Genomic DNA, 13168 nt, shown 5'->3' on the forward strand with positions numbered 1-13168 from the left:
CCCCACCCCCAGCGTGGAGGAGGTGCGCCGCGCCATCGAGCTGCTGCGGACGCTGACCGAGCACCGCATCCTGCTCACCCGCCTTCCGGAAGAGGACCACCACGGCCTGCTCGCCGCCGCGGGCCGGCTGGTGCACCCGGACAAGGCCGCCAAGTCGAAGCTGCTGAACACGCTCAAGCGCGAGCGCAAGGTGGAGAAGCGCGAGAAGGACCGCGTCGTGCGCGCCAACACGGAGATCCGCGCGCTGCGCCGCGCCCCCGTGCTCACGCTGCCCATGCTGCCCCCGCCGCCGCCCACGCAGACCGAGGAGCGCGTGCTGGAGGAGCCGCGCAAGTGTTACGTGTGCAAGCAGGAGTACCGCAAGCTGCACTTCTTCTACGACATGCTGTGCAGCGCGTGCGGGGACTTCAACTACTCCCGCCGCACGCAGCAGGCGAACCTCAACGGCAAGGTGGCGCTCATCACCGGCGCCCGCGTGAAGATTGGCTTCCAGGCGTCGCTGATGCTGCTGCGCTCGGGCGCGACGGTCATCGCCACCACGCGCTTCCCGCAGGACGCGGTGCTCCGCTATGCGCGCGAGCCGGACTTCGCGGACTGGTCCCACCGGCTGCACGTGCACGGCCTGGACCTGCGCCACGCGCCCAGCGTGGAGCTGTTCGCGCGCCACATCGAGGAGACGCACGCGAAGCTGGACATCCTCATCAACAACGCGGCGCAGACGGTGCGCCGGCCGCCGGGCTTCTACCGGCACCTGCTGGAGGGTGAGCTGCGGGACGCGAACACCCTGCCCCAGGAGGTGCGCCCGCTGCTCGCCGGCCACCAGGCCTGCATCGCGGCGCTGCGGCCCGCCCTGAACCCCGGCACTCCGGGCAACGTGCTGAGCGCGGGTGACACGGACGTGAGCACGGCCATGTCGACCACCACGTGGCGCAGCAGCGACCCGGCGCTGGGCATCCACTCGTCGGCGGCGCTGTCGCTCCTGCCCTACGCGATGGAGCAGGAGCCCGACACGCAGGCGCTCTTCCCGCAGGGCCGGCTGGACGCGGACCTCCAGCAGGTGGACCTGCGCAAGACGAACTCCTGGCGCCTGAAGCTGTCGGAGGTGCAGACCTCGGAGATGTTGGAGGTGCACCTCATCAACGCGGTGGCGCCCTTCATCCTCGTGGGAAAGCTGAAGCCGCTGATGATGCGCGACCGCTCGCAGCCGGGCCACATCGTCAACGTGTCCGCGATGGAGGGCAGCTTCTCGCGCGGCACCAAGACGGACAAGCACCCGCACACCAACATGGCCAAGGCCGCGCTGAACATGATGACGCTCACCTCCGCGGCGGACTACGCCCGGGACGGCATCTTCATGAACGCTGCGGACACCGGCTGGGTGACGGACGAGGACCCCATCCTCCACGCCGAGCGCAAGGTGCAGGAGCTGGACTTCCAGCCCCCGCTTGACATCGTGGACGGGGCCGCGCGCATCGTCGACCCCATCATCACCGCCATCAACACGAACGAGTTCGTCTGGGGCAACTTCTTCAAGGACTACCGCCCCACGAACTGGTGACCGCGTCCCGTCAGCGCAACGCGCCCCAGTTGTAGGTCGCGTTGCTCCCGCCGGTCAGCACCCGCCAGTACGTCCCGTAGTACCCATACGTGTCCTTGATGGCTTTGTAGTTGCTGGACACGTTCCAGTCGTTCGGACTCGTCGTGCCCAGGTTGTAGACAAGCGAGTCGCCCCACACGGAGTAGATGGCCCACGGACGGGCGTCGAGTTCCGACACCGTCCCGTAGCGGCTGTCCCCCCAGCGCACCGGCAGCTTGTCCGTCTCCGCCACCATGCGCGGTTTGTTGTAGCCCCCAAGCCCCGTGTAGAACTGGGCCGGGAAGTAGGGATTGCCGTGGTAGATGTCCACCGCCACCACGTCCACGCGGTCGCTGCCCGGGTAGTACGCCGCCGCGTCCCCGCCGTACGTCCCGTCCCACTCATACGGCGACCAGACGAAGATGAGGTTCTTCAGCCCGCGCGTCTTCACCAGGTAGTCGTGCGCGATGTTCCACAGCTGCCGGTACTGGTACGGATCGTGGTTCGCCCACCAGAACGGGGACGCGCTCCCCTTCTTGTTCATCTCGTGGAAGGGGCGGAACAGCACCGGCACGCCCGCGTCCCGTAGAATCGTGAGCTTGTCCGCCGCGAAGGACAGGTCGCGCAGCAGTGCCTGGTACTCCGCCGTGTTGGCCTGCCAGTTGATGACCCGGCCCATCCAGTTGTAGTCCATCCAGGACTGCCGGAAGGTGTTCGGCCAGCTCTTCACCGACGCGCCCGGATAGGACTGGTGGAAGCTGAAGCCGACGATGCCCTCACCGTAGATGAACCGGTCGCGCGCGAAGCCCACCGCGTAGTCCACGTACGGCTCGCTGTAGGTGGCGCGGTAGTTGCCCGGCCCGAAGTCGAACTCCACGAAGCCCGGACGCCGGCCGGAGATGTCTCCCACCTTCACCCAGTACTCGCCCGCGTAGGCCTCCTTCTGGGCCTCGCAGTGCTGGCCCATGATGGTCTGCTTCGTCCCACCGTTGCGGCTGTTGTTCTCCAGGTCCGTCAGCAGGTTGTAGACCTTCTGCGCCTGCGCCGTGGGCCCCGGCGTGCTCAGCGTCCGGGACACCTGCGCCCGCGCCGGACCCGCGCCCAGGCACAGCACCAGCGCCGCCAGCAGCGCGACAGCGGACGGGAAGGATGAGGGGGTGCGACGGGGGACATGCATCACGTGGGGACCTCCAGGGGCTGCCCGGGAAGCGGGCAAGGTGCCACCAGTCCACCCGGGATTACATGAATTTCAGTGAAAGCCAACTTGTCCACCCCCGGTCAGGGCGGGTTCCAAGGGCCCGGATTCACTGCCAGCGGGCCTGTCCGGTGGTATCAAGCGGCCATGTCTGAAAAGCCTTCGTCCCTGTTCGACGCGGTCCCCGTGGAGATGGACTTCCCGGCCGAGGAGCGCCGCGTCCTGGCCTTCTGGAAGGAACGCGGCATCTTCGAGAAATCGCTCAAGGCGAACGAAGGGGCCAAGAGCTTCGTCTTCTACGAAGGGCCGCCCACCGCGAACGGCCTGCCCCACAACGGCCACGTCCTCACGCGCGTCATCAAGGACCTGTTCCCCCGCTACCAGACCATGCGGGGCCACTACGTGCCGCGCAAGGCGGGCTGGGACACGCACGGCCTGCCGGTGGAGGTGGAGGTCGAGAAGGAGCTGCGCATCCACGGCAAGGCGGAGATTGAACGCTACGGCGTCGAGCCCTTCACCGAGCGCTGCATCGAGTCCGTCTTCCGCTACACGGCCGAGTGGGAGCGGCTCACCCAGCGCATCGGCTTCTGGGTGGACCTGAACGAGGCCTACGTCACCTACCACCGGGGCTTCGTGCAGAGCGTGTGGTGGGCGCTCTCGGAGCTGTTCAAGAAGGGCCTGCTGTACCAGGGCCACAAGGTGGTGTGGTGGTGGCCGCGCGGCGGCACCGCGCTGTCCGCGGCCGAAGTGGGCCTGGGCTACAAGACGGTGGACGACCCCAGCGTCTACGTGGCCTTCCCGCTGCGCGACGCGCCGGATACTGCGCTGCTCATCTGGACGACGACGCCCTGGACGCTGCCGTCCAACATGTACGCGGCCGTCAACCCGTCGGTGGACTACGTCACCGTGGACGCCGGGGACCGCAAGCTCATCATCGCCGCCGCGCTGCGCGAGGAGCTGGCGAAGAAGCTCAAGAAGGACCTGCCGGTGCTGTCCACGCAGAAGGGCAAGGAGCTGGTCGGCAAGCGCTACACGCCGCCCTTCGACACCTACTTCGCGAAGGACGCGGACGCGACGCTGCCCCTCAAGGACGGCGGCGAGGACTCGGTGGGCTGGCGCGTGCTGGCCGCGGACTTCGTCACGCTCGACAGCGGCACGGGCATCGTGCACACGGCGCCCGCGTTCGGTGAAGACGACTACGACGCGTTCCGCAAGGACCGGCTGCGCTTCAAGAACCCGGACGCGCTGGAGATGCGCTGCGCGGTGAAGCCGGACGGCACGTTCTCCGAAGAGGTTCCGCTCGTCACCGGCCGCTTCGTGAAGGACGCGGACAAGGACCTGCAGCGCAACCTCAAGGAGCGCGGGCTGCTCATCCACACGGAGCAGTACCGCCACGAGTACCCCTTCTGCTGGCGCGCGGACGAGGACCCGCTCATCCAGTACGCCCGGCCCGCCTGGTACATCCGCACCACGTCGGTCATCGAGCAGGCCAAGGCCAACAACCAGAACGTCAACTGGGTGCCGGAGCACATCAAGGACGGCCGCTTCGGCGACTTCCTGGCCAACAACGTGGACTGGGCCCTGTCGCGCGAGCGCTACTGGGGCACGCCGCTGCCGCTGTGGATCCACTCGGAGACGGGTGAGACGGAAGCCGTGCCGTCCATCGCGGAGCTGCGCCAGAAGCCGGGCAACAACGTGGCCGCCGTGGAGGCGGAGCTGAAGGCGTTCCTCGCCGGCAAGCCGCACGAGTCCAACGCGGAGCACCTGCTGGTCCACAAGCCGTGGATCGACAAGGTCACCTACGAGAAGGCCGGCGCCAGCGGGAAGTTCCAGCGCGTCCCCGAAGTGGTGGACGTGTGGTTCGACTCTGGCTGCATGCCCTTCGCGCAGTGGGGCTTCCCGCACGCGGAAGGCTCCAAGGAGACCTTCAACCGCGCGTTCCCGGCGGACTTCATCTCGGAGGCCATCGACCAGACGCGCGGCTGGTTCTATTCGCTGCTGATGGTGAGCACGCTCATCTTCGACGAGGAGACCCAGAAGCGCATGGGGCTCACGCCGAAGCGTGAGTGGCCCATGCCCTACAAGAGCTGCATCGTGCTGGGCCACGTCTCCGACAAGGAGGGCAAGAAGGAGTCCAAGTCCAAGGGCAACTACACCCCGCCGGAGATCATCCTGGACGAGGTGCGCATGGACTTCGCGGTGCTCACCGCCACGGAGGCCGGCGTCCCCGCGGAGCCCGGCGTGGCGCTCATCGCGCGCGAGGACCTGGAGGGCCTGGACACGCAGGAGGGCGCCCGCGTGCAGCTCTTCCGCTCGGACCGGCCGGGCACCGCCGTCACCGTGACGGTGAAGGTGCACAAGAAGCTCAAGCGCCGCGTGGTGCTGCTCGCGCCCGCGGAGCTGCAGGCGCTGGACGTGAAGCCCTCGGCGCGCGGCGCGGACGTGATGCCGGTGGAGGTGCCCCGGCTCCCGGCCGGTGAGCGCGTGGTGCTCAAAGACCCCGCCACCAAGGCCCCGGGCGCGGACGCGTTCCGGTGGTTCTTCTACGCGGCGAGCCCTACCTGGTCCAACACGCGCCACTCGCTGGCGAACGTGCGGCTGTTGCAGAAGGACTTCCAGGTCAAGCTGCGCAACGTCTACTCGTTCTTCACCATCTACGCGAACATCGACGGCTTCAACCCGGCGAAGGGCAACGCGGGCGCGACGGAGGCTCCGTGGCTGGCCATCCGCAAGAGCGAGGGCTGGCGCGCGGTGAAGGACCGGCCCGTGTTGGACCGGTGGATCCTCTCCGAGGTGCAGCTCACCCTGCGCGACGTCTCCAAGGCGCTGGACACGTATCAGGTGTACGACGCGGCCCAGCGGATGGTGGCGCTGGTGGACGCGCTGTCCAACTGGTACCTGCGCCGCAGCCGCTCGCGCTTCTGGGCGCCGGGCTTCGAACAGGACAAGCAGGACGCGTACTTCACGCTGTACGAAGCGCTCACCGCCATCACCGCGCTGTCCGCGCCCTTCATCCCGTTCTTCACCGATGAGATGTGGGGCAACCTGGTGGTGAAGCCGTGGCCCAGCACGCAGCCGGAGAGCGTGCACCTGGCGCGCTTCCCGGACGTGGACGCGAGCCTCATCGACGAGGGGCTGGCCGCGGAGATGGGCGCGGTGCGCGAGCTGGTGTCGCTGGGCCTCAAGGTCCGCACGGACAACAAGCTCAAGGTGCGCCAGCCGCTGTCCCGCGCGGACGTCATCCTGTCGCGCCGCGAGCTGTCCGAGCGCGTGGCCGTGTACCAGGAGCTCATCTCCGACGAGCTGAACGTGCACACCGTGAAGCTGGTGGAGCCGGGCAGCCCGGAGGCGGACGTGGTGCGCTACCGCGTGCGTCCCAACCTGCGCGCCATGGGCAGCCGGCTGGGCCCCAAGCTCGCGCCGGTGCGCAAGGCGTTCGACTCCGGCGACGGCCGCGCGCTGCACCACGAGCTGCTCCAGACGGGCAAGGTCGCCCTGAACGTGGGCGGCGAGGACATGGTCTTCCCCGCCGAGGAGCTGGAGACCCTGGTGGAGGCGCAGCCCGGCTACGCCGCCGCTGGCTCGGGCGTGGGCGTGGTGGTGCTCCACACCCAGCTCACCCCGGCGCTGGAAGACGAGGGCCTGGTGCGCGAGCTGCTGGCGCGCGTGCAGGGCGCCCGCAAGGACCTGAACCTGGGCTACGCCGACCGCATCCGCCTGTGGGTGGACGGCGATGACCGGGTGAAGCGCGTCGTGGACGCGGCCCGCGAGGAAGTGTCCCGCGAGACGCTGGCCACGGAGATCCACGTGGGCCCCGAAGGCCTCAAGGGCACCGAGGAAGAGGACAGCCTCAACGGCCTGCCCGCGCGCATCCGCGTCGAGCGCGCCTGAGCCGTTGACGCCCCAAACGGGGCGCAAGCGCTCCGGGGTAGCAACCCACCCGGGGCGCCAAACACAGACAGGCTGTGTGGCAGGGTGAAGGACCGGGAGGGAGTCACCGCCCTCCCGGCTTCCTGGCTTTGATTTGATAATGACTTGCATCCTCATCAGCCCTCCCCTGCCCCTGTCAAGGCGGACGGATGCGGGCGCGGAGCGTCGAAGCACGGACAGAGTGGCCAGCCCACGTTCCCCGCGCGGACGCACTCGCGGATGATGGCGGGATGAGTGAAATCGCCCCGCTGAAGGGAAGCTGTCACTGCGGTGCGACGCGGTTCGAGGTCACCGCGCCGCCGAAGGAAGTTACCCGCTGCAACTGTACGTTCTGCGCCAAGCGGGGACCGCTCTGGTCCTACTACGACCCGGAGCAGGTGAAGTTCACGAGCCGCGAGCAGGTGGGCACGTACGACCGCAACGCGCCCGTCGCGCACCACCACTGTCAGGTCTGTGGCTGCGGCACCTGGACGGACACGCCCGTCTGGGAGAACAACGCCGTCGTGCCCGGCAGGTTCAAGGTGGGCATCAACGCGCGGCTGTTCGACGACTTCAACCTGGACGCCGTGCGCGTCGTGTTCCTGGACGGGCGCAACCTCTGGTAGCGGCTACTTCGCGGGTGCCGGGAAGTCGGTGGACAGCGACAGGTGCTTCCACCGCGCATCCTCGGCCTTGAGCGCATCGAGCCGTGCGCTGGCGAGCCCGAACGCGTCGCTGCCCAGCAGCAGGTGCAGCGGCGGCGATTCCAGCGCGGCCACCTGGAGGAGCACCTGGGCCGCACGGTCCGGGTCTCCCGGCTCCTTGCCGGTCCGAGCCCGCACCATCTCCGCGACCGCGCCCACCGTGGGTGCGTAGTCCGGCCCGATGGAGGGGATGGTCATGGAAGCACCCGCCCAATCGGTGCGGAAGCCGCCCGGCTCCACGATGGTCACCTTCACGCCGAAGGGGGCCACCTCCTTGGCCAGCACCTCCGAGAAGCCGCCCACGGCCCACTTCGCGGCCTGGTACGCCCCCAGGCCCGGCGTGGAGAGGCGACCGCCCACGGATGACACCTGGATGATGTGGCCGGAGCGCTGGGCCCGGAGCACCGGCAGCGCGGCGCGCGTGACGTTCACCACGCCGAACAGGTTGGTGTCGAGCTGCGCGCGGAAGGCGTCGTCCGTCATCTCCTCGATGGACGCGAGGTCGCCGTACCCCGCGTTGTTCACCACCACGTCCAGGCGGCCGAACGCCTCCGCGGCGGTCTTCACCGCGGCCCGGGCCTGCTCGGGCTTCGTGACGTCCAGCGCGACCGCCCGGACCCGCTCGCCGTAGCGCTCCACCAGCGGGGCCAGTTGCTCCGGCTTGCGAGCGGTGGCGACCAGTCGGTGCCCGGCCGCCAGCACGGCCTCGGCGAAGCTGCGCCCCAGCCCTCGGGAAGAACCGGTGATCAGCCAGACGCGGGACGACTCAAGGGAAGCACCCATGGCGGAACTCCATTTCAACTAACTGGTTGGTTACATGAATATAACGGGCATGTGTCGGGGTGCAACCCGGAGTGGGGTGGGGCATGTTGGGCAGGTATGGCGGGTGACGCACAGAAGACCCGGCAGCGCCTGTTGGAGGCGGCCGCGGCGGAGTTCTCGGAGCGAGGCATCGCGGGCGCGCGCGTGGATCGCATCGCGGCGTCGGCGGGGTGCAACAAGGCGCTCATCTATTCGTACTTCGGCAGCAAGGAGCAGCTCTTCGACGCGGTGTTCGAGGCGCACGTGGCGGAGGTGGCGCAGGAGACGCCCATCGACGCGAGCGACCTGCCGGCCTACGCGGGGAAGCTGTTCGACGGTTTCCAGGCGCGGCCGCAAGTGCTGCGGCTGGCCACCTGGTACGAACTGGAGCACGGCCCCGAGGCGGGCATCCCGGAGCGCGTGCTCAAGAACAACCAGCACAAGGTGGCGGCCATCACCCGGGCCCAGCGAGAGGGGACGGTGACGAAGCATTTCGCGGCGGACGAGCTGCTGGCGCTCGTGCTGGCGCTCGCGAAGACCTGGTCCTTCCCGCTCTCCTACTGCGCCGGCCCTACCCCGCCGAGCCCTGCGGAGGTCCGCAGGAGGCGTCGGTCGGTCGTCGAAGCGGTGCGCCTGCTGGTGACACCTGTCAGTCCGGGCGCGTAGGGCCCGTCATCCCGCGCAGTGTCCGTGACCTTCCGCCTCCCGTCGAACGCTGGCTACAACACCTTGGAAGGAAGCATCCGCCGGAGCATGGTTCTCAATGGAGAACCCTGCCTGCTCCTGGAGCTGCGAAGCACGGGAACGATGTTCCGAAGGGACGCCTCCAGCTTCAACGAAGTGGTCGACGACTTCGACATCCGGCTGCCACAGGTCGTCGTGCCCCGGGAGCGCTTCGACGCCCTGCTGCGGGCCCTCCGGCAATGGCAGACAGACCAGGAGGAATTCAGCGTGGACCTGGACTGGCGCGACGCCACCCTCACCCTGGAGGTCGCTCATCGGCCCGACGTGGGTGGCGACCGGTGGAAGCCGGCCTTCACCCTCTACTACTCCTGCGCGCAGAACCGCATCGAGGTCACGTTCCTGGTGGACGCCTCGTGCCTGCTGGAGTGGAGCGAGGGCCTGGAGCAGGCGGTGGCGGTCCCGAACTGAGGCTCATCCCACCCGCCAGGCCTGCGGTCCGGGCAGCGGGGTTCCGAGCGGAATCCTCGCGAGTTCGGGGAGCAGCTCGTACGCAGGCAGGGGCCCCAGGCCCTCCAGTTCGGCGAGCCGCAGGAGCGCCAGTCCGTCGAGGTAGACCTTCCCCGTCGTCGCCGCGACCTCCTCGTCGAAGTCGAGCTGCTTGCGATAGGCGCGATACTCACGTTTGCGTTCGGTCACGAGCGCCTGGAGCGCCAGGGAGAAGCGGTCCGGGCTCTTCTCCATCAACGCACGGCATGCGGACAGTCGCGTGTCAGGGTCACCCTCCTCCACCACGGACGCCCAGCGCTCCAGCGCCAGCTCCAATCCAGCGGTGTCGCGCGGCGCAAGCACCCAGAGGTGCAGGAAGCGGGTGAAGAGAAAATCCTCCTCGTATTCGAGGTCCTGCCCATGCCGCGCCGGGGAAAGGCGGGCGATGGCGCGAGCCGTGTCCAGGTCACCGGAGGCCAACGCATCACTGAAGCCGCAGTTGTCACTGGCGAGCAGGAACCCCGGCTCGTAGCGCCGCGTCCCTTGTGATGCGAGTTCCAGGAAGGCGAGCCGAGCCTGCCCGGCCTTGCACAAGAGGCCAGCGAAGCCCTCCGTGTCCGCCTCTTGAAGCAGGGTGCAGAGCGCCAGCACCCGGTAGCACACGGCCGCGTTCGAGAAGAGTTCGGCCGGTGGCGCGTGTGATTGCGCAAGGGCCTCCAGCGTTTCCGCGAGGATCAGGGACTGATTGTGGCGTGCGATCTCGACGTAGTCGTGGCTCATGGAGTCAAGGCCACTTCGGCTCCTACCGGGTAGAAGACCGGCCCGGTCATACCCTCCCGTTCAAGAAGCTCCTTGAAGTCCTGGCGTACGATGGGAAGCCGCGGCACCGTCACCGCGCGAAAGAGCCGAACCTCTGGATTCACCTTGCTTTCGTCAAGCACGAGGCGCCTCAGAAAGAGGAACCGACTGGGATTGCTCGCCTTCCGCGTCCCATCACTCTTCTCCGCATCAACCCAGTCCTGAGCACCAAGGACATTCGCGATGTAGCAATCTTCACTGGCAACGCGCCCACGATGATTGAGGAGCGTGAATCGGAGAAACTCAATCTCCACGCCAGCGTGCTGTTCCAAGAAGGTCTTCATCCTCGCGGAGACCATGAAGTAGCCGAGGGCATTGGGGATGATGTCCGCAACCTTCAACCCCTTCTCCTCCTTGGCCATCTGGAAGCGCAGTCCCTGCGGGTAGGCATCCCCCATGCGCACGCCAGTCGCGGGCTTGTGGATGTCAGGCATCCCAGTCGGCGTCAGGAAAATGGCGCAATACCCATCCAGGACCTCGCTCCTGAGGATGAAGTAGTTGTTCTTTGCTGAAGATGCAGGCTGCCCGTTTTCAGTGTTCATGGATGGGTCATGCTCCGCGCCACTGGTTGATTTCCGCCGCCACCATCTTCGTCATCGCGGTTGTCCGCCCGAATTGGACCAGGAGAATGAGTTGTAGGAGCGATGCCATCCCTTGTGTTTTGGGAGCACCAGGGCATAGGCGACGTCCCGCATAATGGGCAGGATGATGACGTCCTTGCCAGGATTCATGTTGTAGCCGACCGCCATCAGGAACTCGGCTTCCTTCGGTTCCAGCGCTGCGGAGAGCGCCTCATCGGGCATGATGTGATGGCATGCGGTCTGACAGGGCACGGCCCCGGACCGCCGGAGACAACATCCTCCGACGGTCCGTGGGTCACCGCCTCAGTTCGCGGTGAACGTCGTGTCGTTGCGGTACAGCAGCGTCTGGGACCAGTCCGCCGTGAAGACAAGCGTGTCCACGCGGTAGGTGCCCGCGCTCAGCGACGTGGGGATGACGAACGCGGACGTGTAGCTTCGCGTCTGTCCCGCCATGAAGGCCTGCGCCGTGTACGTGCGGTCCGTCACCAGCGCCGTGGTGGACGCGTTGCGGATCTCATACTTCACCACCACGGTCTGCGCGGAGGGCGACGTGACCGAGCCCGTCACGTTGAACGACTGGCCGCGCGTCGCCGTCGCCGGGCTCACCGTCGCCTTCGTGGTGGACCACTGCGTGGGCTGCGCCAGCCCCGCGTAGTGGTTCTTGAAGATCGCGGCGGCATTCGGGAACTCGGTGACGAAGGTGTTGCCCCCGGTGTTGTCCGCGCTGGAGAGCTGGTGGTGCCCGTCACCCGCCTGGATGTCGAAGTACGAGTGGTAACCCACGTTGTTCGTCGGGTTGAAGATGAACGCCAGCATCTGCTGCACGTAGTACGTGTCGTCACCACCACCCATCGTGGCGCCGTCGTTCACGCCCCACTCCGGCACCGACAGCCGCTTGCCATGGGACTGGGCGAAGCTCTTGAACTTCGTCAGCGCCGGCCCGAACTGGCTGTTCCACACCGACTGCCAGCGCGTGAGCGCGCACGAACCGGTGCAGCCCGCGGGAATCGGATAGGCCCCGTTCCAACCCTGGTCATACATGTCCAACCCGATGTAATCGACATACGCATCCCCCGGATACGTCGCGGCCAGGTCCGCCGCGGAGATGTCGTAGTTCGGGTTCCAGTCGAACTCGAACCCCGCGTTCGGCTGCTGCGTGCGCATGGCCGTCACGATGCGCCGGAAACAACCCGCGAAGTTCGCCTGCTGCCCGTTGCCGGAGTACCAGGGCATCCAACCGCCGCTGAACTCCCAGCCCAGCCGGATGATGGTGCCTTGCAGCTCGTACGCCACCAGGTTCGACGCTAGGTTCTTGAAGCGCTGGTCATACGCACCCGCCGCGCACGACGCCAGGTTGCCCTGGCCGCTGGGATACATGGCCACCGAATAGTTGAAGCGCCGGCCCGCCTTCGCCTTCACCCACGTGCGCCACGCGCCCAGCTGCCAGCCCGGGTTCTCGATGTTGCCCCAGCTGTCCTTGGCCTGATGCCCCTGGCCCATCTTCACGTCGAAGCCCAGCCAGGTGGAGTACGCGTTCACCGTGTTCGGCTGCGAGTACACCTCACCCCGGTACACACCCGTCAGCGGCTGCGCGGCGAACGCGGACGCCGCACACAGCGCGGCCAGCGAGGTGGTGAGGGAGACCGCGAACCGCTTGAGACCTGCATACATGCTGGAAGACTCCTGGAGGGGAAAGGAGATATTTCCAGATTCTCTTGATTTTGAGACCTATGTGTCAAACGAGGTCGGAAGTGTCACACGAGGCGCAGGCGTCCGCCGATACGCACCGGGTCCCATGCCCCAGCGGCGCTTGAAGGCCTTGCTGAAGGCGGGCGCGCTTTCGTAGCCCGCGCGTTCGGCGATGGCGTCCAGGCTGTCGTCGGACTCATGCAGCCACCGCGCGGAGCGGGTCATCCGCCAGTTCGACAGGTAGTGCAGGGGCGTCTCCCCCACCAGCGAGTGGAAGCGCGCGGCGAACCCGGAGCGCGACAGGCCCACGGCCGCGGCCAGCCGCTCCACCGTCCAGGGCGCGCCGGGCTGTTCGTGCATCAGGGCCAGCGCGTTCCCGATGGCCGGATCCGCCAGCGCCTTCCATCCCGCATCCCCCGACTGCGCGAGCAGCGCCTGGGCCCGCAGCGCCTGCACCAACAGCACGTCCGCCAGACGGCCGACCACGAGGGCACTCCCGGGGCCCGGCTCGGCGGTCTCCGCGGAGAGGAGCTGCACGGTGGCGGCGAGCGAAGACGCCCTGCGGGACTCCTGCGTGGACAGGTGGATGATGGGCGGGAAGGCCCGCAGCAGCGGGTGCGTGGGGTCCACGCCGAACTGGAAGCAGCCGGTGATCAACGTGGTGGTCGCGCCCGCCCCCCCCAGC

General features: G+C 67.7%; 12 protein-coding genes. 5 read left to right on the forward strand and 7 right to left on the reverse strand.

All coding sequences use genetic code 11. From position 1 onward, the window contains the following. The first annotated feature begins 13 nt into the window (after window positions 1-13). Window positions 14-1558, forward strand: a complete 1545-nt coding sequence (locus D7X74_RS31680; RefSeq protein ID WP_233595341.1) for an SDR family NAD(P)-dependent oxidoreductase — start codon at window positions 14-16, stop codon at window positions 1556-1558. A 10-nt stretch (window positions 1559-1568) separates the two neighbouring features. On the opposite strand, the gene D7X74_RS31685 is transcribed toward D7X74_RS31680, so the two are convergent. Then, on the reverse strand, window positions 1569-2753 hold the full coding sequence (locus D7X74_RS31685) for a glycosyl hydrolase (protein ID WP_120536750.1): 1185 nt from the start codon (window positions 2751-2753) through the stop codon (window positions 1569-1571). A 165-nt stretch (window positions 2754-2918) separates the two neighbouring features. Here D7X74_RS31685 and ileS point away from each other — a divergent pair, with 165 nt between their 5' ends. Continuing rightward, window positions 2919-6662 carry an isoleucine--tRNA ligase gene (gene ileS, locus D7X74_RS31690; RefSeq protein WP_120536751.1) on the forward strand — a complete coding sequence of 1248 codons (3744 nt, stop codon included), beginning with the start codon at window positions 2919-2921 and terminating at the stop codon, window positions 6660-6662. Between the two features lie 269 nt (window positions 6663-6931). Then, on the forward strand, window positions 6932-7306 hold the full coding sequence (locus D7X74_RS31695; protein ID WP_120536752.1) for a GFA family protein: 375 nt from the start codon (window positions 6932-6934) through the stop codon (window positions 7304-7306). Between the two features lie 3 nt (window positions 7307-7309). On the opposite strand, the gene D7X74_RS31700 is transcribed toward D7X74_RS31695, so the two are convergent. Beyond that, window positions 7310-8167 (reverse strand): oxidoreductase, encoded by an 858-nt coding sequence (locus D7X74_RS31700; RefSeq protein ID WP_120536753.1) that lies wholly within the window; start codon window positions 8165-8167, stop codon window positions 7310-7312. Window positions 8168-8263: 96 nt separating this feature from the next. Between D7X74_RS31700 and D7X74_RS31705 the strand changes: the two genes are divergently transcribed. After that, entirely contained in the window at window positions 8264-8851 is a 588-nt protein-coding gene (locus tag D7X74_RS31705) for a TetR/AcrR family transcriptional regulator (RefSeq protein ID WP_120536754.1), read from the forward strand. Window positions 8852-8938: 87 nt separating this feature from the next. Then, entirely contained in the window at window positions 8939-9337 is a 399-nt protein-coding gene (locus D7X74_RS31710) for a hypothetical protein (RefSeq protein WP_120536755.1), read from the forward strand. A gap of 3 nt (window positions 9338-9340) precedes the next feature. Here the strand turns inward: D7X74_RS31710 and D7X74_RS31715 are convergent, their stop codons facing one another. The 5 genes from D7X74_RS31715 to D7X74_RS31735 form a co-directional block, all read right to left on the reverse strand. Continuing rightward, a complete protein-coding gene (locus D7X74_RS31715; protein WP_120536756.1) occupies window positions 9341-10135 on the reverse strand; it encodes an immunity 49 family protein in 795 nt (264 codons plus the stop codon). Beyond that, entirely contained in the window at window positions 10132-10755 is a 624-nt protein-coding gene (locus D7X74_RS31720) for an imm11 family protein (protein ID WP_120536757.1), read from the reverse strand. Before D7X74_RS31720 ends, D7X74_RS31715 begins: the two co-directional genes overlap by 4 nt. A gap of 51 nt (window positions 10756-10806) precedes the next feature. Next, the gene (locus D7X74_RS31725; RefSeq protein WP_120582647.1) at window positions 10807-11016 is read right to left on the reverse strand and encodes a hypothetical protein; all 210 of its coding nucleotides are present in this window, start codon (window positions 11014-11016) and stop codon (window positions 10807-10809) included. Window positions 11017-11097: 81 nt separating this feature from the next. After that, complete coding sequence (locus tag D7X74_RS31730; protein WP_120536759.1) at window positions 11098-12465, reverse strand: glycoside hydrolase family 26 protein; 1368 nt, start codon at window positions 12463-12465, stop codon at window positions 11098-11100. Window positions 12466-12522: 57 nt separating this feature from the next. Then, on the reverse strand, window positions 12523-13168 hold a 646-nt coding region (locus tag D7X74_RS31735), incomplete at its 5' end, for an AraC family transcriptional regulator (RefSeq protein WP_147446755.1).

The sequence above is a fragment of the Corallococcus sp. CA047B genome, assembly GCF_003612065.1.
GTDB lineage: Bacteria > Myxococcota > Myxococcia > Myxococcales > Myxococcaceae > Corallococcus > Corallococcus praedator.